Annotated in this window: 19 protein-coding genes; 10 read left to right on the top strand and 9 right to left on the bottom strand. The window is 75.6% G+C overall.

Annotated features, from left to right (window positions below; all coding sequences use genetic code 11):
• The first annotated feature begins 182 nt into the window (after nucleotides 1-182).
• Genes RM779_RS02510 through RM779_RS02530 form a run of 5 tightly spaced genes read left to right on the top strand, consistent with a single transcriptional unit; the run spans nucleotide 183 to nucleotide 8,068 of the window.
• Nucleotides 183-1,943, top strand: coding sequence for a hypothetical protein (locus RM779_RS02510; protein WP_311615278.1), 1,761 nt, complete (start codon nucleotides 183-185; stop codon nucleotides 1,941-1,943).
• A complete protein-coding gene (locus RM779_RS02515) occupies nucleotides 1,940-4,300 on the top strand; it encodes a serine/threonine-protein kinase (RefSeq protein WP_311615280.1) in 2,361 nt (786 codons plus the stop codon). Before RM779_RS02510 ends, RM779_RS02515 begins: the two co-directional genes overlap by 4 nt.
• The gene (locus tag RM779_RS02520; RefSeq protein ID WP_311615282.1) at nucleotides 4,297-5,778 is read left to right on the top strand and encodes a VWA domain-containing protein; all 1,482 of its coding nucleotides are present in this window, start codon (nucleotides 4,297-4,299) and stop codon (nucleotides 5,776-5,778) included. Before RM779_RS02515 ends, RM779_RS02520 begins: the two co-directional genes overlap by 4 nt.
• Complete coding sequence (locus tag RM779_RS02525) at nucleotides 5,775-6,767, top strand: hypothetical protein (RefSeq protein WP_311615284.1); 993 nt, start codon at nucleotides 5,775-5,777, stop codon at nucleotides 6,765-6,767. Before RM779_RS02520 ends, RM779_RS02525 begins: the two co-directional genes overlap by 4 nt.
• Nucleotides 6,764-8,068 (top strand): extracellular solute-binding protein, encoded by a 1,305-nt coding sequence (locus tag RM779_RS02530; protein ID WP_311615286.1) that lies wholly within the window; start codon nucleotides 6,764-6,766, stop codon nucleotides 8,066-8,068. Before RM779_RS02525 ends, RM779_RS02530 begins: the two co-directional genes overlap by 4 nt.
• 7 nt (nucleotides 8,069-8,075) lie before the next feature.
• On the opposite strand, the gene RM779_RS02535 is transcribed toward RM779_RS02530, so the two are convergent.
• Together RM779_RS02535 and RM779_RS02540 are read right to left on the bottom strand one after the other, a co-directional pair.
• Entirely contained in the window at nucleotides 8,076-9,509 is a 1,434-nt protein-coding gene (locus RM779_RS02535; RefSeq protein WP_311615288.1) for a pectate lyase family protein, read from the bottom strand.
• A 121-nt stretch (nucleotides 9,510-9,630) separates the two neighbouring features.
• Nucleotides 9,631-10,797, bottom strand: a complete 1,167-nt coding sequence (locus tag RM779_RS02540) for a CapA family protein (RefSeq protein WP_311615290.1) — start codon at nucleotides 10,795-10,797, stop codon at nucleotides 9,631-9,633.
• Between the two features lie 259 nt (nucleotides 10,798-11,056).
• Between RM779_RS02540 and RM779_RS02545 the strand changes: the two genes are divergently transcribed.
• Entirely contained in the window at nucleotides 11,057-12,205 is a 1,149-nt protein-coding gene (locus RM779_RS02545) for a glutathione-independent formaldehyde dehydrogenase (protein WP_311615292.1), read from the top strand.
• A 46-nt stretch (nucleotides 12,206-12,251) separates the two neighbouring features.
• Here RM779_RS02545 and RM779_RS02550 read toward each other — a convergent pair whose 3' ends face one another.
• Nucleotides 12,252-13,226 (bottom strand): hypothetical protein, encoded by a 975-nt coding sequence (locus RM779_RS02550; RefSeq protein WP_311615294.1) that lies wholly within the window; start codon nucleotides 13,224-13,226, stop codon nucleotides 12,252-12,254.
• A gap of 68 nt (nucleotides 13,227-13,294) precedes the next feature.
• Here RM779_RS02550 and RM779_RS02555 point away from each other — a divergent pair, with 68 nt between their 5' ends.
• Nucleotides 13,295-14,071, top strand: a complete 777-nt coding sequence (locus tag RM779_RS02555; protein WP_311615296.1) for a class I SAM-dependent methyltransferase — start codon at nucleotides 13,295-13,297, stop codon at nucleotides 14,069-14,071.
• A gap of 231 nt (nucleotides 14,072-14,302) precedes the next feature.
• On the opposite strand, the gene RM779_RS02560 is transcribed toward RM779_RS02555, so the two are convergent.
• On the bottom strand, nucleotides 14,303-14,905 hold the full coding sequence (locus tag RM779_RS02560; RefSeq protein WP_311615298.1) for a TetR/AcrR family transcriptional regulator: 603 nt from the start codon (nucleotides 14,903-14,905) through the stop codon (nucleotides 14,303-14,305).
• A gap of 91 nt (nucleotides 14,906-14,996) precedes the next feature.
• On the opposite strand from RM779_RS02560, the gene RM779_RS02565 reads away from it, so the two are divergent.
• The 3 genes from RM779_RS02565 to RM779_RS02575 all read left to right on the top strand — a co-directional run bounded on the left by RM779_RS02565 (nucleotide 14,997) and on the right by RM779_RS02575 (nucleotide 17,160).
• On the top strand, nucleotides 14,997-15,422 hold the full coding sequence (locus RM779_RS02565) for a nuclear transport factor 2 family protein (protein ID WP_311615300.1): 426 nt from the start codon (nucleotides 14,997-14,999) through the stop codon (nucleotides 15,420-15,422).
• Entirely contained in the window at nucleotides 15,419-16,267 is an 849-nt protein-coding gene (locus tag RM779_RS02570; protein WP_311615302.1) for an NmrA family NAD(P)-binding protein, read from the top strand. Before RM779_RS02565 ends, RM779_RS02570 begins: the two co-directional genes overlap by 4 nt.
• A gap of 191 nt (nucleotides 16,268-16,458) precedes the next feature.
• On the top strand, nucleotides 16,459-17,160 hold the full coding sequence (locus tag RM779_RS02575; RefSeq protein ID WP_311615304.1) for an alpha/beta fold hydrolase: 702 nt from the start codon (nucleotides 16,459-16,461) through the stop codon (nucleotides 17,158-17,160).
• 25 nt (nucleotides 17,161-17,185) lie between these two features.
• Here the strand turns inward: RM779_RS02575 and RM779_RS02580 are convergent, their stop codons facing one another.
• The 5 genes from RM779_RS02580 to RM779_RS02600 form a co-directional block, all read right to left on the bottom strand.
• Nucleotides 17,186-18,295, bottom strand: a complete 1,110-nt coding sequence (locus RM779_RS02580) for a PucR family transcriptional regulator (protein ID WP_311615306.1) — start codon at nucleotides 18,293-18,295, stop codon at nucleotides 17,186-17,188.
• An 80-nt stretch (nucleotides 18,296-18,375) separates the two neighbouring features.
• A complete protein-coding gene (locus RM779_RS02585; protein WP_311615308.1) occupies nucleotides 18,376-19,197 on the bottom strand; it encodes a DUF427 domain-containing protein in 822 nt (273 codons plus the stop codon).
• Nucleotides 19,198-19,283: 86 nt separating this feature from the next.
• A complete protein-coding gene (locus RM779_RS02590; protein ID WP_311615309.1) occupies nucleotides 19,284-19,811 on the bottom strand; it encodes a hypothetical protein in 528 nt (175 codons plus the stop codon).
• 43 nt (nucleotides 19,812-19,854) lie between these two features.
• The gene (locus RM779_RS02595; RefSeq protein WP_311615310.1) at nucleotides 19,855-21,102 is read right to left on the bottom strand and encodes a wax ester/triacylglycerol synthase domain-containing protein; all 1,248 of its coding nucleotides are present in this window, start codon (nucleotides 21,100-21,102) and stop codon (nucleotides 19,855-19,857) included.
• Nucleotides 21,099-22,316: a beta-ketoacyl-[acyl-carrier-protein] synthase family protein gene (locus RM779_RS02600; protein ID WP_311615312.1), complete on the bottom strand. Its 1,218-nt coding sequence runs from the start codon at nucleotides 22,314-22,316 to the stop codon at nucleotides 21,099-21,101. Before RM779_RS02600 ends, RM779_RS02595 begins: the two co-directional genes overlap by 4 nt.
• Between the last annotated feature and the right edge of the window lie 14 nt (nucleotides 22,317-22,330).

The following is a 22,330-nucleotide window of genomic DNA, read 5'->3' on the forward strand; positions in this document are numbered from 1 at the left end:
AACGGGGGCGGAACGGAGTAGACGGAGCGTAAGTCGCCTGCCATGAGCATGTCTAGACCCATGTCTAGACCAAAGTACGGATCAAGTCGCTTCCCGTGCCTTTCTGTTGGGAACGTCAGGACGCTACAGAGCGAGACCGGCCGTGCGTATCCTGCTGACGCATGGGGAGGGGCGTCACACCGATGAAACACGGCAGTGAGGTGCGCGCCGACGGGGACTCCTGGCTGCTGCGGATACGCGCCCGGGACACGCGGCGGGTCGTCGGCACGGGCGTGCTGCTCGGCGACCGCCTGGCCCTGACCTGCGCCACCGTCCTGCCGCACCCCGAAGCGCAGGTCACCGTCGACTTCCCCGGCGTACGCGGCGCCGCCCCCGCCACCGGCCGCGCCCACCCCCGCCACGGAACGCCCGGCTCCGGCGCCGCGGGCCTCGCCGTACTCGCCCTGGACCGCACACCGCCCGGCGCCGCCCCCGCCGCGCTGCGGCGCGCCGCGCCCCCGCTCGGCACCCCCGTCGTCATCCGCGGCTGGGCCGAAACCCACGACGGCGGGCCGCTGACCATCGCGGCGGACGTGGACCACACCTGGGGCGAGGACATCCGGCTCGCCCCCGCCGCGTACCAGGACCTGCCGGAACACGGCTGCCACGGCGCCCCGGTGCTCGACCACCACGACCCGCCCCGCGTACTCGGCGTCATCCTCGGCCTCCGCCCCGCCGCGGCCGGGGCGGGAGCCGGGGCGCGGGCCGGGGCCGCGTTCGCCCGCATGATCCCCGTCGACACCCTCCTGCGGCACCTGCCCTTCGCCGAGAAGTGGGCGGCAGGACGCCGCGGCGTCGAACCGGCCCTCACCTCCCGTGCTTCCCCCGGCAGCAGCCTGCTCGCCGACTACGCGGAACGGCTCGCGCGGTGGCTGACCGACCGCGGCGGCCCGCCCGTCCGCACCACCGAGGTCGAGGAAGGCAGCCCGCGCGACCACACGCTGCGCCGCGCCCTCGCCCTCGCCGACCGCGAACTGGTGCACCCGCGGCCCGACGCGCTGTCCGCCTCCCCCGCCGCCACCGTGCCGCCCATCGGCTCCCTCGACCTCGCCATCGACGTCACCGGCAGAACCGCGGAACAGATCGCCGCCGGAATCGCCGACCGCATGAACCTCACCGTCCCCGGGCACGGCAGCGCCCGCGCGCTCCTGCGGCGCGCCCGCCTCGCGCGCACCATCGCGTTCCTCGGCCTCAACCGCGCCGCCGAGCCCGCCGACGTCGCCGAACTCTGCGGCGAATTGGCCGAGAACGGCTGCCGCCTGCTGCTCGTCCACTACGGCCGCCGCACCCGCGCGGAACGGGACGCGGGCGCCATGATCGCGCTGCGGCAGCGCATCGCCCGCCTCGCCGCCGACCTCGACGCGCTCGACGTACGCGCCGCCCAGCTGAACGAGGCCGCGCAGCGCCTCGCCGGAGTCGTTCCGCAGGACGACGCCCTGACCGGGCTGCACCTCGACTACGCCGTCATCGGCCGCATGCGCGCCACCGCGGGCCCCGGCGCGGCCCCGGACGGGCTGACCGCCGCGGTCGACCGGCTCGACTCCGGTATCCGCCGCGCCGCGCGGGCCGTCGCGGCCGGGGAGGCCGAGGCGGAACGGCGGCGGCGACGGCGCGACGCCCTGCGGGAGGAGTTCGACACCTACCGCGGCCTCCTCGCGTTCGCCGCCGCCACCGGAGCACGCGGCGGCGGCGGGCACGACGGGCACGACGGGCACGACGGCCACGACGGCGAGGACCTGGAGGAGCAGGTCACCGCGGAACACGATGCCGCGTTCGGCGCGCTGTGGGGGTACTTCGACCCCGGAACGGCCGGCCCCGCGCTGGCCGCCTACGTGGCGGCCGTGCGGCGGCTGCTCGGCCTGCCGCCGGCCGACGGCGAGCGGAAGGAGGACCGGAAACCGTGAGCGAACCGCTGCCCGACCACCTCGGCGCGTACCCGCTGCCCACCCTGCCCGCGCTGTCCGTGCCCGACCCGCGTTCCCTGCTCGACCCCGACCCGCAGCCGCCGCGGAACGGCCTGCGCTGCGGCAACCCGCAGTGCGGCTGGCAGGTCGGCGCGCCGTTCCCCGGTGCCCCGACCCGGCTCACCGGCTTCTGCCGCAACTGCGGGACCCGCTACTCGCTGCGGCCCCAGCTGAAGGTCGACGAGCAGCTGGACAACGGCCGTTACCGCGTGCTTGGCTGCGTCGCGCACGGCGGCCTCGGCTGGGTCTACCTCGCCGAGGACACCCGGCTGAAGAACCGGCCGATCGCGCTCAAGGGCGTGCTCAACCCGCACGACGCCCGGGCCAGGGCGGCGATGCTGGAGGAACGCGACCGGATGATCGCCGTCACGCACGACTCGGTCGTCCGCATCCTCGACTACGTCACGCACCCCGGCGAACAGCCCGTCGACTACATCGTCATGGAGTTCGTCGGCGGCCGCTCCCTGCGCGAGGTCGTCGCCGAAAGCGGGCCGGGCGGGCGGCCGTTCGGCCCGCGGGGACCCGCCCTCACCCTCGACCACGTCGCGCTGTACGGCGGGCAGGTGCTGTCCGCGCTCCAGGCGCTGCACGACCGCGGCCTGGTCTACTCCGACATGAAGCCGGACAACGTCATCCATCACGGCAGCCGCGTCGTGCTGATCGACCTCGGCGGGGTGCAGCGGGCCGGCGACACGGCACGGCCGCCGGTCATCACGCCCCGGTACGCCAGCCCCGAGGTCGCCGTGGACGGCGGCCCGCCGACCGTCGCGCACGACGTGTTCACCGTCGGCAGGACCCTCGCCGAGCTGGTCGACGCCGTCGCCGAGCCGCCCGCCGCGGGACTCGGCCCGACCTCCCTGCGGCGGCTGCTGGAACGCGCCACCGCGGACCAGCCCCGCGAACGGTTCACCAGCGCCGCCGAGATGGCCGGACAACTCGACGGCGTGCTGCGGGAGCTGGCCGCCGCCAGCACCGGCCACCGCCACCCCGCGCCCTCGCGGGTGTTCACCCCGACCCCGGTGCTCCTCGACGACGGGCTCGGGGCCGTGCCGGGGCTCGCCCACTGGCAGCACAGGGAACGCGCGCAGTACCGCGACCCGGGACCCGTCAGCCCCGTGCTCCGGCACGGCCGCCCGGAGCCGTTCCGCGTCGCCGTCGGCCTCCCCGTGCCCGTGCCGCACCGCGCCGACCCGGCCGCCGCCGCCCTGCGGACCCTCACCCCGCGCGACGCGCGCGGCGCGGTGCGGCAGCTGGAGAGCCTGCTCGGGCCCGCGGAGGAGTCCGGTCACGGCAGCGTCGAGGTTCTGCTGCACCTGTGCCGCGCGCATCTGAGGACGGGCGACAGCCTGCCGGCCGGGGACGCCGCCCGCGCCGTCGAGCGGGAGCGCGCCGCCGCCCGGCTGGCGCGGGCCGCCGAGGCGCTGGACGCCCGCGTGCCCGGCGGCGCCGCCCACGACTGGCGCATCGCCTGGCACACCGGCCTGTGCCACCTGGCCGCGCACGACACGGCCGCGGCGGAACGCGAGTTCGGCCGCGTCCACGCCGCGTTGCCCGGCGAGTACGCGCCGAAGCTGGCCCTCGGCTACTGCGCCGAGCAGCGCGACGCCCTCGCCGATTCGGAACGCCTCTACCGGGCGGTGTGGGCCTGCGACCCGCAGCCGGACAGCGCCGCCTTCGGCCTGGCGCGCATCCATCTGGCCCGCGGCGACCGCGACGAGGCGGCCCGCGTGCTCGGCCTGGTGCCCGCCATGTCGCTGCACAGCGACGCCGCCCGCATCGCGGCGCTCCGCATCCGCGCCGCCCGCCTGTCGCCGGGGCCCGAGGGGCTGCCGGACCCGGACAGCCTGCTCACGGTGCTGCGCGACCTGCCGCAGGCCGCACCCGCCCTCGACGGCGGCGCCGGAGCGGGGGCCGGGGCCGGGCAGGAACACGCCCGGCTCACCGCCGAGTTACGGGAATGGGCGCTCGACTGGCTGCGGTGCGTACGGCGCGACCCGGCGCGCGCGGCCGACCGGGAACGGCTGCCCGAGCTGGCGAGCGAGCTGTTCTGCGGGCGCGGCACCGGCCGTCGCGGCACCGGCCGTCGCGGCACCGGCGGGCCAGGACCGCAGGAGCCGCCCACGGAGCAGGCGCTGCGCACGGCGCTCGCCCAGTCGTTCCGCGACCTCGCGCCCCAGAGCACCGACCGGGCGCTGCACGCGCGGCTGCTCGACCTGTCGCACGCGGTCGCCCCCCGCGTGTGGTTCCGCAGCGGCGGGCCCGGCCGGGCGGGCCGGGCGGCACGGAGGCGGCGATGACCACGCCGGACGGGGGGCCGCGCGCCGAACTGACCACCGCGTACGAGCGCGACCAGTACGCGCACGCCGACGACCGCGCGGTTGGCGTGCTGGTGGGCGTCACCGTCAGCGGCCTCGCCGCCGTCGCGGGCCCGCCCCCCGAGCACCGTTCGGAAGTCATCGTCATCGACTGTTCCGGCTCCATGGCCCGCCCCTCCCTGCACAAGATCGCCGTCGCCCGCCGGGCCGCCGCCGCGGCCGTGGCCGCGCTGCCCGAGGGCGTGCACTTCGCGCTGGTGAAGGGAACGGGCACCGCGCAGGTCGTCTACCCCTGGCACGAGCCGCGCGGCACCGTCCCGGTCACCGCGCGGACCCGCGAGGAGGCGATCCGCACCGCGCTCGGCCTCACCGCGCACGGCGGCACCCGCATCGACGCCTGGCTCGACACCGCCCACGACCTGCTCGCCACCCGCCAGGACGCGGCGTTCCGCCACGCGCTTCTCCTCACCGACGGCCGGAACCGGCCGGGTGCGGAAGCCGAGTTGAGCCGCGTCCTGCACGCGTGCGCCGGGCAGTTCCGCGGCGACGCGCTGGGCATCGGCGACCTGTGGGACGCCGAGGAGCTGACCCGGATCACCGGGCGGCTGAACGGCCTGGCGCACGGCGTCGCCAGGCCGGGCGCGGACGGCGGCGCCCCGCCGCTGCGCGAGCAGGTCACCGAACTGTTCGAGGGCTTCGTGCACGCCTCCGCCGCGCGCAAACTGCGCGAACTCACCATATGCGTCCGCCCGGAGCCCTGGCTGTCCTTCGGCGGCTTCAGGCAGCTGACCCCCGTCGACCTCGACCTGACCGCGCGGGCCCGCGACCGCGGGGGCGACATCGCCATCCCCACCGGCGCCTGGGCCGACGAGACCCGCTGGTACCGGCTGCGGCTGCACGCCGACGCCACCGACCCGCGGTTCGCGGCGGCCCGCCGCGCCGCCGCGCATGTCGCCACCGTCGGGCTCGCCGCCGACGGCCTCGCGCTGCCCCCCGCCCTGGACATCGCCGTGCGCTGGACGGACGAGGACCCGCCCCTGACCAACCCGGGCGGCGCCGCCGAACACTTCGCCCGCCAGGCCGAGATGAACGAGGCGGCCCGCCGCGGCGCCAGGGCCGTCGAGGAAGGCGACACCGCCGCGGCCGAACGGCACTTCGGGCGGGCCGTCCGCATCGCCCACGAGAACGGCAACGAGGTGCGCCTGGCCCAACTGCGGGACCTGGTGCTCATCGACGCCCCGGACACCGGCCGGGTCCGGCTGCGTCCTGACCTCAGCCGCGGCGACCTCCAGACCGAAGTGGCGCGCTCCAGCCACGTGCGCAACCCCGCGCCCGGCGTCGCCGCCGACAGCGCCGCGCAGAGCGGCGGCCTGGCACGGCGCTGCCCTGTCTGCGGTGCGCCGGTGCCGCCCGGCCGGTTCTGCAACGCCTGCGGAACGGCCTGGGAGGGCGGCGCATGAGCGGGACCAGGGGACTGCTGTGGCGGCGGCTCGCCGCGCTGCTCGTGCTGACCGCCACCGCCACCGCGCTGCTGTTCGCGGCCTACGCCGACCAGCAGCGCAGGCCCGGCGCGGTACGCGACCGGATCGCGCCCGCGATCCTGGAGGTGACCGCCGCCCGCACCGCGCTCATGACCGGCCACCTGGCCGCGGACCGCGAGCTCAGCCGCGGCGTCAGCGGCGTCGTCGGCTCCGGCGAGGAGTACCGCGCGCAGCTCGCCGCGGCCACCCAGAGCCTCGCCCAGTCCGCCGACCCGGCGGGGCTCGTCGGCGCCGGCGAGCTGCGGGACACCGTCAACGCGCTGCTCATGGCGTACGACAGGGCCATGGGCCTGGCCGTCGCGCACGAGGACAACGAGCCGGTGCGCGGCGCCTGGTTCCTCAGCGCCGACGCCCTCCTCAACCGGGAGGGCACCGGAATCCTGGCCAGACTCCAGGAGTTGCAGGACCGCCAGCTCGCGCGCCTCGCACAGGAGACCGAACTCTCCACCGGGCGGCGCGCCGTGTGGCTGCTGGCCGCGGCGGCGGCCCTGGCGCTCGCGGCGCTGCTCGCCGTGACGCTGCGGCAGCTGGCGCGGCGCTTCCCCGCCCGCCTGGACCCGTTCCTCCTCGCCGCCTGCCTGCTCGTGCTCGCCGCCTGGCTGCCCCTGCTGCCCGCGCGGGCCGCGCACGACCGGCTCGACGCGGCGGCCGGCGGGCTGACCGGGCTGGTCGCCATGCAGCGCGACGCCACGACCGACGACCGGGAGGCGGCGGAGTGGGCCGACTGGCTCGCGGCCGTGCAGACGCGGACCACCGCCGCGTCCGACGGCGTGGAGTCGGGCACGGACCGCCCCGCGCCCGCCGCGGCGGCGCTGCCCGCCATCGCCGCCGGCGGCGCCGCGGTCGCCGTGCTGTGCACCGGCGGCCTGTTCCTGCGCCTGCGCGACTACGAGAGGTTCCAGTCGTGACGTCATCCCCGCGGCCCGCGCGCCGCCTCATGACCGCCCTGGCGCTGCTGCTGCCCGCGACGGCCTGCGGCCTCGGCGGCGGCACCCAGGACCCGCCGCTTGCGGTCCTCGGCCCGTGGACAGGCGCGGAGGAACGCGACTTCGAACGGCAACTGGCGTCGTTCGAGGAGACCTACGGCATCGACGTCGCCTACCAGGGGACCACCGCGACCCGCGAAGTGCTGCTGTCGGGCGTGCAGTCCGGCGATCCGCCCGATATCGCGATCCTGCCCGGCCTCGGCGACCTGGCCGACTACGCGGCCCGCGGCCTGCTGTACCCGCTGCCAGGGGACGCCGTTCCGCCCGGCGCGTTCGACGCCCCGTGGCTGGCGCGGCCCGCGGGTCCTGACGAGGAACGGTACTGGGTGCCGGTCAAGGTGGACCTGAAGAGCATGGTGTGGCACGAGGCGGGCCTCGACCCGGCGCGCGGCGGGCCGCACGGGGTGGCGGAGTGGTGCCTCGGCATGCTGTCCGACGCCACCTCGGGCTGGCCCGGCACCGACTGGATCGAGGACATCCTGCTCCAGCAGTCGGGCGCGGACGTCTACAACGCGTGGGCCACCGGCCAACTCCCGTGGACCGACGAGGCGGTGGCGGCCGCCTGGGAGACGTGGGGCGCGTTCATGGCCGGGGACGAGGAGGCGGCGGACGCGGCGCTGCGCACCGACCACCGCGGCCGGGACGGCCGCGGCGGCCTGCTGCTCGACGGCGGGAGCGGCCCGGACGGCTGCACGCTCGAACACCAGGGCAGCTTCGCCCGGAGCCTGTACGGCGCCGAGGACGCGCGGCGGCTGGACTTCACGCCCTCCGCGCGGCTGCTGCCAGGCGCCGCCCCCGACGCGGGCCGCGAGGTGGAGGTGTCGGCGGACTTCGCCGCGCTGTTCCGGGAGAACGAGGACGCCGAGACGCTGCTGGCCTTCCTCGCCGACGTGGAGACCCAGACGGCGCGGGCGGGCGCCGCCGCGGACCCGGGGCCGGGGCAGGGCCCGGAGTGGCCGCTGTTCTCCGCGCACGACGAGGTGCTGCCCGCGCACTACCCGGCCGGCGTCAGCCGCCGCATCGCCGAGCAGCTGCACGGCGCGGAACGGCTGTGCCTGGACGCCTCCGACGTGATGCCGCCGACCGTCGGCCGCCTCTTCTACGAGAAGGTGCTCGAATTCCTGGCCGACCCGCTCCAGGACCCCGAGGGCCTGCTGGCGGAGATCCAGCTGATCCAGGACCAGCCCCCGCACGTTCCGGCACTGGAACAGGTCTGCGGCTGACGCGCGTTCAGGCCGTGGGCGCGCGCCCCGCGCCGGCCCGGGCCAGGACGGTGTCCCGCACCTCGGCCGGGTCCCGCAGCGGCGTGTAGGAGTAGGCGTCCGCCGGGTCCCAGCCGACGTCGGTGGTGAAGGTGAGCAGCGCCCAGGCCGGCGGCTCCGTGCCGGCCTCCTCGGCCTCGGCACGTGCCTCGGCCGCCGCGGCGTCGAACTTCCGCTCGGCCAGGGCGTTCAGGTCCACGGGGCGCCCGGCGAACCAGGAGCCGCGGTCGAGGAACTGGTGCCCGCCATAGTTGGCGACCAGCAGATCAGCGGACGCGCCAGGACCGGTGACGTCGAACGCGTTGTACTCCGACATCATCAGCGACTCCACCCCCACGCCGAGGAAGTAGTCCGAGCCGCCCGCGTTCTCGCCCGTCATCGGGTAGTCGGGGTCGTCGGTGCTGCCGGTGAAGTAGTTGTTGAACGTGTGGACCCGGCCGAAGCGGACGCGAGGGCTGCGCTGCTGGGAATCCTCGAAGAGGTTGCCGTGCAGGGTGATGCGCAGCCGGCCGCGGTCGCTGTCGCCCTGGCCGTCGCCCGAGCTGATGAGCAGCGTCTTGGCGTGGTCGGCGAAGTGGCTGCCGGAGATGGTGACGAAGTCGGTGCCGTCCTCCAGGTCCAGGAGGCCGTCGTGATGCTCGACGGGCTCGCCGTGGAAGCCTTCCCGCGCACCGCTGTTGGGGTAGCGGCCATCCGTGAAGGTGCAGTGGTCGATCCAGATGCGGGAGCCCGTCACGACGGACATGGCATCGAACCTGGCGTTCCAGGAGCCGTTGTCGCCGTCCCAGGGGTCCCAGGAGGGGAAGTGGTCGACGGGCGCCTCCAGGTGGAGGTTGCGCACCACGATGTTCTCGCCGAGCCGCACCGACAGGTAGATGCCGCGCAGCCAGGCGTCGGCGCCCCGGCCCACCAGGGTGGTGTTCGAGGGCACGGTCAGCTGGATCTGCTGCTTCTGCGCGCCAGAGCCCGTGGTGCGCAGGCGGGACTGCGCGTCGCACCAGGGGTGGTGGTCGTCGCTCCACTCGGTGCCGTCCGGCCCGAAGCAGGCCATGTAGCGGTCCAGGTCCCAGCCGGGCGCGTAGTCCTGGTCGTCGAGCAGGCTCCCGTCGGGCGCCTCGTTGCCGTCGATCGCGCCGACGACGTGAATGATCTTCGGTTCGTCCGGGTTGCCGCCGTTCTCCAGCGCGGCGGCCAGTTCGGCCCGGGTCGCCACGACGTAGGTGCTGTCCTCGTCGGCGCCCGCGCCCCCGGTGGTGCCCTCCCCGACCGCCGCCCACCCCACGGGCCCGGCGGCGGGGGCGGCGGCGGGGGCGGCGGCGGGGGCGGCAGGCTCGGCGGTGGCGTTCGGCTGGGCCAGGGCGAGGGCGAGCAGCACGGCGGCGGGCAGCGTGAGGATGCGCACGGCGGACGGCCTTCCTGATGGACTGCGGCAGACGACAGGGCAGGGTGCACCCGGTGGTTGCCGCCGCGGGCCCTGGGGGTTGCCGCGCCGCGCGCACAGTTTCCGCCCCTGCCACTGGCCGCTACCGGCCGCGCGTCAGGCCGTCCGCGTCCGCGCCGCGGCTGAGGACCGCGCCGTCGATGGCCGTCATGGCCGCCCGGTGCGCGGCGTGATCCGGGTTCTCGGCCAGCGCGCGCGGCAGGTTGACCAGGGTGATCGGGTCGTTGTCGACGGAGTGCGGCACGTACTCGGCCTTCTCCACCGTCCAGTCCCCGCCGTCCGCCCGGGGCGGGGCGAAGGTGAAGCGGGCGGCCGAACCCAGCTGTCCGCGCGGGTCGTTCATCACGCCCGCGATCTGGTCGCCCATGCCGTAGACGACCCAGGTGCCGTTCACCTTCTCGTACGCCTGCGGCACGTGGGCGTGTGTGCCGAGGATGAGGTCGATGTCCTTGCGGCCGCCGGTCGCCGACGCGGTCAGCTCCTCGGCCAGCTTCAGCTGCGCGGTGTCCGGCTCCTCCTGCCACTCGGTGCCCCAGTGCATGCTGACGACGACCACGTCCGCCCCCGCGCCGCGGGCCGTGCGCGCGTCCTCGACGATCTGCCGCGGGTCGATGAGGTTGACGAGCCAGGGTTCGCCCTCGGGCACCGGGATGCCGTTGGTGCCGTAGGTGTAGGCGAGGTGGGCGACCTTCGCGCCGCCCGCGTCGAGGATCGCCGGGGTGTCGCGTTCCTCCGCGGTGCGGGCGGACCCGGCGTGCCGCAGCCCGGCGCGGTCCATGGCGTCGAGGGTGCGGACGACGCCCTCGGCCCCCGCGTCGAGAGTGTGGTTGGAGGCGGTGGAGCAGGAGTCGTAGCCGAGCGAGGCCACCGCATCGGCGAGCTGCGGCGGGGTCTTGAACGCGGGGTAGCCGGTGAACGGCCCGCCGTCGGCGCCGTAGACGGTCTCCATATGGCACAGCGCGAGGTCGGCGCCCGCCACCGTGGGCTCCGCGGCGGCGAGCATGCGCCGGAAGTCGTGGCCCGTGCCGCCGGCGTCCGCACTGGCCTGGCGGATGACGGAGTCGTGCACGAGGAGGTCGCCGGTGGCGACCAGCGTGAAGCCCTCCGCGGCGCGGTCAGACGCGGCGGCGGGCTCCTTCGCGGTCTCGGGCGCGGACGGCGTGCCGCCGCCGCAGGCGGTGAGGAGCGCGCCGAGCAGCAGCGCGGTGACGGCGGGGCGGGCGGGCGGGCGAGGGAAGGAAGGGAGCACGGGGTTCTCCGCGGTACGCAGGGGACATAAGTGAGGGATCAGACACAGAAAGTGCATAAGATCCGATAGTCATACTTATGCGGTGCGAGCAGACCGGCCCGGCCACGCCCCCGGCCACCACCGGAACGGCCCACCAGATGCACCCGGGAAGCCGACCGTTCCGCCCGGTCGCGACCCGCCACCCCCGCCACTAAAGTGGGCTGAAGCAGCCATTTCTCGGCAATCCGGCGATACCAGGACGACAGCACGGGAGGCAGCCATGCGGGCGGTCGTTTACCAGGAGCCCTACTCGGTGGCGGTGCAGGACGTGTCCGATCCCCGCATCGAGGACCCCACGGATGTCGTCGTGCGGATCACCACCTCGGCCATCTGCGGCTCGGACCTGCACATGTACGAGGGGAGGACCGGCGCCGAGCCCGGCATCGTCTTCGGCCACGAGAACATGGGCATCGTCGAGGAGACCGGCCGCGGCGTCGCGAGCGTCAAGCCCGGCGACCGGGTCGTCATGCCGTTCAACGTGGCCTGCGGCTTCTGCAAGAACTGCCTGGCCGGCCGCACCGGCTTCTGCCTCACCGTCAACCACGGCTTCGCCGGCGGCGCCTACGGCTACGTCTCCATGGGCCCCTACCGCGGCGGGCAGGCCGAGTACCTGCGAGTGCCGTTCGCCGACTTCAACTGTCTCCAGCTGCCCAAGGGCGAGGAGCACGAGGACGACTTCGCGCTGCTCGCCGACATCTTCCCCACCGGGTACCACGCCACCGAGCTGGCCGGCGTCGGCCCCGGCGAGAGCGTGTGCGTCTTCGGCGCCGGGCCCGTCGGACTGATGGCCGCCTACTCCGCGTTCATCAGGGGCGCCGCACGCGTCTTCGTCGTCGACCGCCAGCCCGACCGGCTCCAGCTCGCGACACGTATCGGTGCCACGCCGATCGACTACTCCAAGGGCGACGCGGCCGAGCAGATCAAGGACCTCACCGGCGGCGAGGGCGCCGACAAGGGCATCGACGCCGTCGGCTACCAGGCCACCGTCAAGGAGGGCGACGAGCAGCCCGCCATCGTGCTCAACTCGCTCGTCGAATCAGTCCGCCCCACCGGCGCGCTCGGCGTCGTCGGCCTCTACGTGCCGGGCGACCCCGGCGGTCCGAGCGAGGCCGCGCGGCAAGGCGAACTGCTGTTCAAAATGGGCCGGTTCTTCGAGAAGGGCCAGCGCATGGGCACCGGCCAGGCCAACGTCAAGGCGTACAACCGCTACCTGCGCGACCTGATCATCGCCGGCCGCGCCCAGCCCGGCTTCGTCGTCTCCCACCGCCTCCCCCTCGAAGAGGCCCCCGAGGCGTACGACCGCTTCGACAAGCGCGTGGACGGCTGGACGAAGGTGCTGCTGAAGCCCGAGATGACCAGGGCCGCCTGAGCCCGGCGACGGGACGCGACGGGACGGAACGCGACGGAACGCGCCCTCACGCGTACCGGCGGGCCACCTCGGCGAACGCCTCCTTCGGCCGCCACGCCGACAGGTCGTCGTGGGGCACCTTCACCACCCCGAAGCCGGCCATGTCCAGGTCCAGGGACGGGTCGTCGTCGTGGTGCGGGAAGTCCCGCATGGCGAAGGTGTACGCGAAGCAGCCGTGCACGTCGCGGGCCGCGTAAAGACCGATCAGCTCCCCGAGGTAGGCCGCCTGGGTGCCCTCGTCCCGCTCGTGCCCCGGCTTGATGCGGGGCGGCTCGGCGAACCACCGCACGATGCGGAACGAGCCGGGCCCCCGCCGTTCCGCACCTCGGAAGGCGCCGCAGCCGAACTCCGTGATGACCACGGGCTTCCCCGCCGCCTCCGCCTGCCCGAGCAGGGCATCGAGACCCCGCTCGTAGGCCGCCGGGTCGTCGCCGAACCGGTAGAGGTTGACGCCGACGATGTCGAAGTCCGACCAGTCGACCTGCTCCCAGTAACCGGCGGCGTAGGTGACCGGGCCGTGGAAGGCGCCGCGGGCGGTCGCCAGGGTCTCGGCGAGCAGGCGGCGCAGCTTGCGGGTGATGCGGCGGTCGAACAACCGCCGCCAGCGCAGCAGGAATTGCAGCCGGACGAAGACCTTGGGGCCCGGCAGCATGCCGCCCTGCGTCAGCGAGAACTCGCTGCCGACCAGCAGCGTCACCCGGCCCGGGTACCGCGCGCGCAGCTCCTCGGCGCCGGCGGCCATCTCCGCCAGGTGGGCCAGCAGTTCGGCGCGCGGCCGGTCGGCCAGGTACGGCCGCACGTAGACGTCGAGTCCCTCGTCCAGGGCGGCACGGGCCGCCCGGAGCTGCGACTCGATGTCGGTGCCGATCAGTTGCACGGCCGTGCAGTGCAAGTCCGCCCGGATCGCGCGCAGGTCGCGGGCCAGCGCCTCGTCATCCGTCTCGCCGGTGACGTAGGAAATCCCCCTGACGGTCAGGCTCATGGGACATGCATAACACGGGCCGGTTATTGCGTTGCGGCCCAGGGCGTGGCTCCGGTCGAATGCGGGGCATGACAGGAGCCGGAACGGAAGCCCCCGACGCGCACCTCGAACGGAACCGGCGCTACTGGGACGGCCAGGGGAACGCGGCGCACGGGCCGCTCGCCCGCGCCCAGTGGTCGCGGCCGGAGCCGCGCTGGGGACTGTGGGCCACCCCGGAGTCGCGGGTCCGGGTGCTGCCCGAGGACCTGGCGGGAGTCCGGGCGATCGAGCTGGGCTGCGGGACCGCCTACGTCTCCGCGTGGCTCGCGCGGGCGGGCGCCCGCCCCGTCGGCATCGACCTGTCGGAGCGGCAGCTCGCCACCGCCCGCGCGATGCAGGGCGAGTTCGGCCTCGATTTCCCGCTCGTCCTGGGGAACGCGGAGCAGGTCCCGTACGAGGACGGGTCGTTCGACCTGGCCATCAGCGAGTTCGGCGCGTCGCTGTGGTGCGATCCCCACCGGTGGATTCCCGAGGCCGCGCGGCTGCTCGTGCCCGGGGGGCGGCTGGTGTTCATGCGCTACTCGCCGCTGTTCGCGCTGTGCGCGCCGCCCGAGGGGCAGGCGTCCGCGGCGCTGGTGCGCGACCAGTTCGGCCTCGGCCGGCTGGACTGGGGGCAGCGGGTGGAGTTCGTCCTGCCGCACGGCGAGATGATCCGGCTGCTGCGCGCCGCCGGATTCGTGGTCGAGGACCTGATCGAGATACAGGCCCCGCGTCCCGCGGACCGCGAGTACGGGGAGGTCTCCGCGGACTGGGCACACCGATGGCCGAGCGAGGAGATCTGGACGGCGCGCCGCTCCCGCGGGTGACCGCGGCGCCGCCGCACGCCCCCGCCACACCGCCTGGCCCACCGGGCCTGAGACCGCAGGCACGGCACGCAGGACCGGCTGCCGAACGGGCCCGCCCCGACCACTGACCGCCACCTGATCCACCGGGCCGGGAACGCGCCGGGCCCGGCCGGCGGGCGGGCTGGACCGGCCCCCCGGCCGGTGGTGGCTCCCGGGTCGGCCCGGCTCGCCCGGCGTGGGCGGCCCGGCCCGTCAGCCTCCTGCGGTCTGGCCTTGTGCCGCGGCCAGGACGGTCGCGGTGAAGCCGGCCAGCTGCCGCCGCAGGTCTTCGCGCGGCACGCCCTTGTGCCCGGCCAGGTGTTCGACGAGATCGGCGCGGGTGGCGGCGAGCAGCGCGTGGGCGGTGAAGTCACTGCCGGTGAGGCCGGGAATCCGCGCCAGCAGGTCCCGGAGCAGGGCGTGCCATCGCTCGTAGTGCTCCGCCCGGTAGGGGCTGTCGTCGCCGGTCCCCTCCAGGGCCAGCGCGAGGTGGCGGTTGTCGAGCTTGAAGGTCAGTACGGCGTCGAGCAGGGCGGGTACGCGCTGGAGCGGTGGGGTGGCGGGCCCGAGCGGCGGTGGCCCCGCTTCGACGGCTTTCCTGATCGGTTCGAGCCGCGCTTCGTGCAGCGCGCGGATCAGCCCGGTGCGGTCACCGAAGGCGCGGAAGAGCGTTCCCTTGCCGACGCCGGCCGCGGCCGCGATATCGGCCATGGTGACCTCCTCCGGGCTCCGGCAGCCGGCGAAGAGCGCGTCGGCGGCCGCGAGGGTGGCCGCCCGGTTGCGGACGGCGTCCTTGCGTGGTTTGCGCTCGGTCATGCGCGCCTCCTCCACTTGCAATGCGGACCCGCGGTCCGTATCGTTCCGAAAAGCGGACCTCGGGTCCACATCTTACGGGACGGAGAAGCTCATGCCCGAAACCACCTCACCGGCGGACCTCTATCACCACAGCCTGCGACTCCTGCTGGCCAAGGACATACCCGCCTGGGTCGGCCTGTGGGCCGACGACGGCGTCCTGGAGTTCCCCTTCGCGCCCCGGGACTGGCCCCGGCGGCTGGCGGGCAAGAAAGCCATCGCCGCCTACATGCGCCACTACCCCGACCACATCGACCTGCACGAGTTCACGGACGTGCGGGTCCACCGGACCGCCGAACCCGGGACCATCGTCGTCGAGATGCGCGGCGTGGGCCGCCTGGTGGAGACCGACAGCCCCTTCGACGCGAACTACATCGCGGTCGTGGCCGTTCGGGACGGGCTCATCACCTCCTGCCGCGACTACTGGAACCCCCTCGTCGCCCAGGAGCCGGGCGCCGACTTCACCAGGAGCGGCCGATGACCGCCGCCGGCACCACCCTGGTCATCGGCGCCAACGGCACCACCGGCAGCCGCACCACCGCGCGGCTGGTCGCGGCCGGCCACCGCGTCAGGGCCGCAGGACGCCGCGCCGCCCCGGTCCCCGGCGCGGAAGCGGTCCGCTTCGACTGGTACGACCCCGCCACCTTCGGCGAGGCCATCGCCGGGACCGACCGCGTCTACCTCGTCCCGCCGCCGGGCGACTCGGACCCGGCCGCCGTCATGCTGCCCTTCCTCCGACAGGCCCGCGACACCGGCGTGCACCGCGCGGTGCTGCTCAGCTCCTCGGCCGTACCGGAAGGGGGCCCGGCGGTGGGCGCGGTGCACCGCGCCCTGCCCGGCCTGTTCGACGCGTGGGCGGTACTGCGGCCCTCCTGGTTCATGCAGAACTTCACCGGCACGCACCCCCACGCCCACAGCATCAGGGACGACGGCGTCATCCTGACCGCGACCGGGACCGGCCGCGTCGGCTTCGTCGACGCCGACGACATCGCCGCCGTCGCCGTGCACGCCCTGACCGACGACCGCGCGCCCCGCACCGATCTGGTCCTGACCGGCCCGGAGGCGCTCAGTCACGACGATGTCGCCACGATCGTCACGGAGGTCACCGGCCGGCCCGTGGCCCACCGCCACCTCCCCGCCGGACAGCTGCGCGACCGCCTCGCGGCAACCATGCCGCGGGACTTCGCCGCGCTGCTGGCCGACCTGGACCTGGCCATCGCCGGCGGGGCCGAGGACCGCACCACCGACACCGTCCGGCGCCTCACCGGCCGCCCGCCGCGCAGCTTCCGGGCAGTGGCCGAACGGGAGTTGACGCGGAGCGGGTGATTCGCCCGAGGCAGGCATCAAGAACGCGTTAAGACTGCCGGAATCCGGCAATGCGGGAGCCCCGTTCCGGATGGGAACATGTCATCACCAGCGAGGGGGCGGCCACGGGGGACGAGCGCGGTGGACCGGCTTCCCGGTCCCGGCATCCCCGCACTCCTGCCGCCGCCGCTCGCGAAAGGACGGAGACGACCGTGCAGTTGCATACCCGCACGTGGGGCGAGGGCGACCGGGTGGCGCTCCTCGTCCACGGCATCATGGCCGACCACCGCACCTGGCGGCGGGTCGGCCCGGCGCTCGCGGACCGCGGCTTCCGCACCATCGCCGTCGACCTGCGCGGCCACGGGCTCAGCGGGCGCGGCCGTTACGCCCCGGCGGACTTCGCCGACGACCTCGCCGAAACCCTGCCCACCGGGGCCGCCCTCGCCCTCGGGCACTCGCTCGGCGGTCTCGCCCTGGCCCTGGCCGCGGAACGGCTGCGCCCGGCCCGCGCCGTGTACGCCGACCCGGCCTGGCGTCTCTTCGACGGCCGCCGCCACGACCCGGTGGCGCTGATCTCCGCCAAGGACGCCACGCGCGAGGCCATCGCCGCGGGGAACCCGCGGTGGGAGGCCGCCGATGTCGACACCGAGGTGGCGACGCTCGCCCGGTGGGACTCGCGCACCGCGTTCGGCCTGAGCCGGCTGGCGCACGAGGACTTCACCCCGGACGCCCCCCGCGTCCCGTCCCTGGTACAGGTACCGGGCGACGGCGGCCTGGTCACCCCCGACCACGCGGCCCGGCTGCGGAAACGCGGCTTCACCACCGCCACCCTGCCCGGCACCGGCCACACGATGCACCGCGACGACTTCGACGCCTTCATGACCACCCTCGACCACTGGCTCGCCGCGAACTGAGCCCCGGCGGCCGGGCAGGGACCGTTCAGATCTCCTGCTCGGGCCAGCCGAGCAGGCGGGCGCCGATCACCGCCGTCTGCAAGGTGTAGCGCTGGAGGGGGTCGGCCGGGTCCGCGCCGGTCAGGCGGTGAATGCGGGCCAGCCGGTAGGTCAGCGCCCGCACGCTCAGCGACATGCGGCGCGCCGCCTCCGCCGCGACGCAGCCGGCGTCGAAGTACGCGTCCAGCGTGTCCACCAGCGGCGCGGCGCCGCCACGCGCCCCGGCGAGCGGGCCGAGCACGGAACGCACCAGGTCCGCCATGGCCTGCCGGTCGCGGGTCAGTACCGGGAACACCAGCAGCTCGGCCGCGCGCAGCACCGGCGTGGACAGCCGCATGCGCGCGGCGAGTTCGAGCGCGGCGCGCGCCTCCTCGTAGGATTCGACGATCCCGCCGGGCCCGGAGCGCGGGCGGCCGAGCGCGACCCGCCACTGTTCGGGAGTGCCGTCCGATGCCCTGGCCGTCGTGGCGAAGTATTCGCCGATCTCCGGCCTGCTGCCCGGCGCGATGCACACCAGCCGCCCGTCCTTCGTGGCCAGCAGGATCAGCTGCCCCCCGAACCGCCCTTCCAGCATGTCCGCCGCCCGCCGTGTCACCGCGTGCGTGTCGTCGTACGGCTGCGGGCCGCAGGCCACCGCCACCGAATGACTGTGCGCCAGGTGCAGGCCGAAGCGCAGCGCGCGGGCCGACAGGTCGCCCGGGTCGCCGCGGCCGTGCAACAGGTCGTCGATGAACTCGCGCCTGGCCGCCTCGTCGCGCCGCACCGCGAGCAGCTGGGCCCGCCCGTACCCCTCGGCCAGCGCGTCGACCGCCTGCTCCGCCGCGGCGAGCACGCTCTCCGCGGCGGAGCGGACCTGCCGCGCCCCCGGCGCGGCGGCCACGCCCGGCAGGTCGCGGAACGCGGCCCGCGTGGCGGCCAGATGGCCGCGGACCAGCTCCCGCAGGCCGATCCCCTCGCGCGCGGCCCGCTCCCCCAGCTCGCGGCGGCCGCGGATCTCGTCGCGGTCGAGGCGGCGGCCGGTCCGCGAGACCTCGGCCAGGATGGCCGCCCAGCCGGCCAGGTAACGGGCCCGCACCGGGTCCTCGTCAGCGGACACCTCGCGCTCCCTCCCCCGCCCGTCCCCCCGGGCCCGGCCCGGCGCGCGTGCCGGGACAGGATACGCAGCCGCCGCCGCGGCTACCCGACCTCGGTGGTGATCCGTTCGTGGTCGAAGCACAGGAACCCGCCCGCGCGGGTGGCCTCCTCCAGGGGCTCCGGGTACGACCACGCCACGTCCGCGACCGGCTCGCCGCCGCCGGTGAACGACCAGTAGTGCGCGGTGCCCTTGTACGGGCAGACCGTGCGGGTGGCGCTCTCCGCCAGCAGGTCGCGGCGCACGTCCTCCGGCGGGACGTACCAGCGGTTGGGCAGGCCGGTCTCCGACAGCAGCACCGGCCGCGCCGTCTCGGCCAGCGTCGTGCCGTCCAGCAGCACCCGCACGGTGCTGCCGCTGCGCCGCGCGTCGACGCGGTGGTACGGGTCGCGCAGGTGGCCGTGGACCTCTTCCTCCTCGTCGAACCACGCGTCGGCGGCGGCCCAGTACAGCGCGTACCAGCCGGCCAGCCACTCGGCGCCCGCGATGGGCTCCGGGTAGGCCCACACACCGTTCGGCACCCGCCGCCCGCCCGCGTCGACCGACCAGTACGCGGCCTGGCCCTTGAACGGGCATTCGGTCGTGTGGTCGCTCGGCCGGAGCAGGTGGGTCCTGACGTCGTCCGCCGGGACGTACAGCTGCGGCAGCAGGCCGGTTTCGTGCAGCAGCCGCCCGTTGCGCGTGTCCAGCACCGTCTCGCCGCCGACGAGCGCGCGGACGCGCCGCGGGAACGGGTGCCAGAACAGCCGGTGGGCCGGGCCGGTCAGCCGGTAGTTGACGGTCGGCGGCGGCGCCGCGGACAGGGGGCCGTGGGACAGGGTCAGGGTCATCGGGAACGCCTTTCGCACCGGGAAACGGTCTGCCATGACTGTCGCTCCCCCGTTCCCGGCCTGCCGAGTCCTCCCACGCGGTGACAGCGGCCGACCGGGTGAGCCCGGCCGCCCGGATGCCCTCACCCGACGTCGAGCGCCGCCCTGGCCAGTTCGAGGAAGGTCAGGTGCTCCTCGCGGAAGTCCCGGTACGCGGCGTCGAACCGGGCGCGCTCCGCATCCTCGTCGCCCGTCGCGAGCCGGGTGAGCAGGCGGCTCGTCGTGATCGCCCGGAGGCGCAGCGTCTGCGCGGCCCCGGCGACCGGCGCCGGCCCTTCGAGCACGACCTCCCGGCTGGCTCTGGTCACCTCGTTGAGCGCCGCGCGGCCGTCGGTGCGCAACTGCGCGAGTACGGCGGCCCGCGGCTCGCCGGGCGGGACGGCGTCCGCCTCCTCGATGCGCCAGAAGACCTCCGACAGCCCGTGCGCGGCCGCGCTCATCTCCCGGTAGGCGTCGCGCCGCCGGCTGCGCGCCTCCGCGACCTGGGCCGCGTGCGCGGTGACCTCGGCCTGCACTCGCGCGGACCTGGTGGCGCCCCGGCCGGCGACCCAGCTCGCGACCACCGCCGTCGCGCCGGTGATGAGGCCGATCCACCAATTGCTGTCCCCCACAGGGCAACTATGCCAGCCGCCCCCGCGTGCCCAGAACGGCTCGTCACGGAACGGCGCGTGCCAGTGCGTCGACGGCCCGGTGCCAGCGGTCCGGCAGGTCCGCCAGGCCCGGCAGCGCCGCGTCGCCGAGGAACGTCACGTGCAGCCGGCCGCGGTACGCCGTCCACGCGATGAACAGCCGGGTGCGCGGCGAGCCGATCGGCAGCGGGTGCAGCGCCGCCGCCGGGGTGCCGCGGAACGCGAGCGGCCCGCGGGTGCGCACGTCCGCCACCGCCAGCGGCACGAACCGCGCGTCCAGCCAGCGGTCCATGCCGCGCTGCGCCAGCCGGTGCGGCAGCCGCAGCAGCGCCCCGTCCTCCTGCGCCATCTCCGCCAGCCGCGCGAACGCCGTGTCCCGCGCGACCAGTTGCAGCCGCCGCGCCGCCGAGGGCTCGCCGCAGGGCAGCGGCAGCGTCGCGCCCGCGGCCCGGTTCCCCAGGCGCGGGAACGGCTCGGCCGGCCGGCGCGCGGTGATCCCGAGCGACGCGTACACCCCGTCCTCGGGGCCAGGGAAGTCCGCCGCGTACGCCTCCCGCAGCACGGCCGTCGCCGCCGCGAGGCACACCTGCGTGACGCCCGCCCCGGTCGCGCGGCCGATCGCGTACAGCCGCGGCAGCTCCGTCTCGGCGGTGCTCGCCGCCCGCCGGTCCGAACGCGGCAGGTCGAGCGCGGACCAGCGGGCCCTGCGGCGCGGCAGCGGCAGCACGTGCCGCAGGGCGGCCAGGCGGCGGGCCGCCCCGGGCCCCGGCGGGGGGTCAGCGGGCGCGGTCGGCGCGGGCCTCGGCTGCCTGCCGAAGAGCAGCTCCACGGTACGGGCCACGGCCAGACCGTCCTGGAACGCGTGGTGCGCCCGGTAGCACAGGCCGAAGCCGCGGTCGTCGCGGATCACCCACACGTCCCACAGCGGGCGGTCCGCGGCCGGCGGCCGGCCGAGCAGTGCGGTGAGCATCCGGTCGGCGAGCGCCCCCTCGCCCGGCGGCAGGTCGAACACCTGCACGTGGCGTGCGACGTCGAAGTCCGGGTCGGCCGCCCAGTGCGCCCGCCGCCCGGCACCCGTAGGACGGTACGTCAGCTCCGGTGCGTGCGGCAGGCGTTCGGCGAGGTGCGCCACCACCTCGGCCACCGTGGGAGCGGGTCCCGGGAACGTCAGCAGCGCGCCGATCTGCCAGTCCCGTTCCCCCTCGCGGCGCGCGAAGTCCATGAAGATGCGGTCCAGCGTGGTCTGCGCGACCGTTGCGGCCGGGGTGCTCATGATGCCTCCGCGAAAGCCAGGGCCACGTTGTGCCCGCCGAAGCCGGTGGACACCGACAGGGCGAGCGGCAGCCGCCGCGGGCGCGGCGTGGTGACCAGGTCCAGATCGATGCCGGGCGAGGGCGCGGCCAGGTTGGCGGTCGGCGGGATCAGCCGCCGTTCCACCGCGAGCACCGTCAGCGCGGCCTCCACCGCGCCCGCCGCGCCCAGCAGATGCCCCGTCACGGCCTTGGTCGAGGTGACCGGCGGCCGGTGCGGCAGCACCTCGGCGAGCACCCCGGCCTCCACCCGGTCGCCCAGCGGGGTGCCCGTGCCGTGCGCGTTGACGTGGGCCACGTCGGCCGGTGCGGCGCCCGCCGCGGCCAGCGCCTGCCGCAGGGCCGCGGCGAGACCGCGCCCGCCCGGGTCCGGTTTGACGATGTGGTGCGCGTCCGAGGTGGCGCCCTGACCCGCGACGCGCGCCCTGGGGCGCGCGCCGCGCGCGCGGGCGTCGCGCTCCCGTTCCAGCACGAGCATGCCCGCGCCCTCCCCCATCACGAATCCGTCCCGGTCCGCGTCGAACGGCCGCAGCGCGCCCGCCGGATCGCCGAACCGGCTGGACAGGGCGTGCATCCGGTCGAAGCCCGCCTGGAAGAACGGCGTGAGCGGCGCCTCCGCGCCGCCCGCCACCGCGATATCGCACCGGTCAAGGGCCAGCAGGTCGAGCGCGGTGCAGATCGCCGTCGCGCCCGAGGCGCACGCGGTGTTGACCGTCAGTCCTGGACCGGTCGCGTGCAGGTCCATGGCCAGCTGCGCCGCGAGCGCGTTGCCCAGCGCGCCGGGCACGGAGAACGCGGACATGCCGTGCTGCCCGGCGTCCAGCAGGACCCGGTGCTGCGCCTCGTAGGTCTGGGCGCCGCAGCAGCCCGCCCCCGCGACGACCGCGACCCGCGCGCCGTCCCAGCCGCCGGGGTCGAGTCCGGCGTCGGCCACGGCCTCTCGGGCGGCGAGCAGCGCCAGTTGCACGCAGCGGTCCGGCTTGCGCGCCAGCAGGCCGTTCAGCCGCCCCGGGCCGAACGGCGGCACCCGGCAGGCCAGGCGCGGCGGCTGCTCCTCGTCGTCGAGGGCCGCGGTCGGCAGGCCCTGGCAGACGCGTTTCCACGTGGCGTCCCGGCCGTCGCCCGCGGGCGTCACCGTGCCGACTCCGGTGACGCACACGGCGCCGCGCCCGCTCACCCGCCCGCTCACCC

It is taken from the genome of Streptomyces johnsoniae (genome assembly GCF_031845565.1).
GTDB lineage: Bacteria > Actinomycetota > Actinomycetes > Streptomycetales > Streptomycetaceae > Streptomyces > Streptomyces johnsoniae.

Coding starts and splice junctions, on each gene's coding strand:
- RM779_RS02510 (WP_311615278.1), top strand. CDS start 183: ATGAAACACGGCAGTGAGGTGCGCGCCGACGGGGACTCCTGGCTGCTG.
- RM779_RS02520 (WP_311615282.1), top strand. CDS start 4,297: ATGACCACGCCGGACGGGGGGCCGCGCGCCGAACTGACCACCGCGTAC.
- RM779_RS02525 (WP_311615284.1), top strand. CDS start 5,775: ATGAGCGGGACCAGGGGACTGCTGTGGCGGCGGCTCGCCGCGCTGCTC.
- RM779_RS02545 (WP_311615292.1), top strand. CDS start 11,057: ATGCGGGCGGTCGTTTACCAGGAGCCCTACTCGGTGGCGGTGCAGGAC.
- RM779_RS02550 (WP_311615294.1), bottom strand. CDS start 13,226: ATGAGCCTGACCGTCAGGGGGATTTCCTACGTCACCGGCGAGACGGAT.
- RM779_RS02555 (WP_311615296.1), top strand. CDS start 13,295: ATGACAGGAGCCGGAACGGAAGCCCCCGACGCGCACCTCGAACGGAAC.
- RM779_RS02560 (WP_311615298.1), bottom strand. CDS start 14,905: ATGACCGAGCGCAAACCACGCAAGGACGCCGTCCGCAACCGGGCGGCC.
- RM779_RS02565 (WP_311615300.1), top strand. CDS start 14,997: ATGCCCGAAACCACCTCACCGGCGGACCTCTATCACCACAGCCTGCGA.
- RM779_RS02570 (WP_311615302.1), top strand. CDS start 15,419: ATGACCGCCGCCGGCACCACCCTGGTCATCGGCGCCAACGGCACCACC.
- RM779_RS02585 (WP_311615308.1), bottom strand. CDS start 19,197: ATGGCAGACCGTTTCCCGGTGCGAAAGGCGTTCCCGATGACCCTGACC.
- RM779_RS02595 (WP_311615310.1), bottom strand. CDS start 21,102: ATGAGCACCCCGGCCGCAACGGTCGCGCAGACCACGCTGGACCGCATC.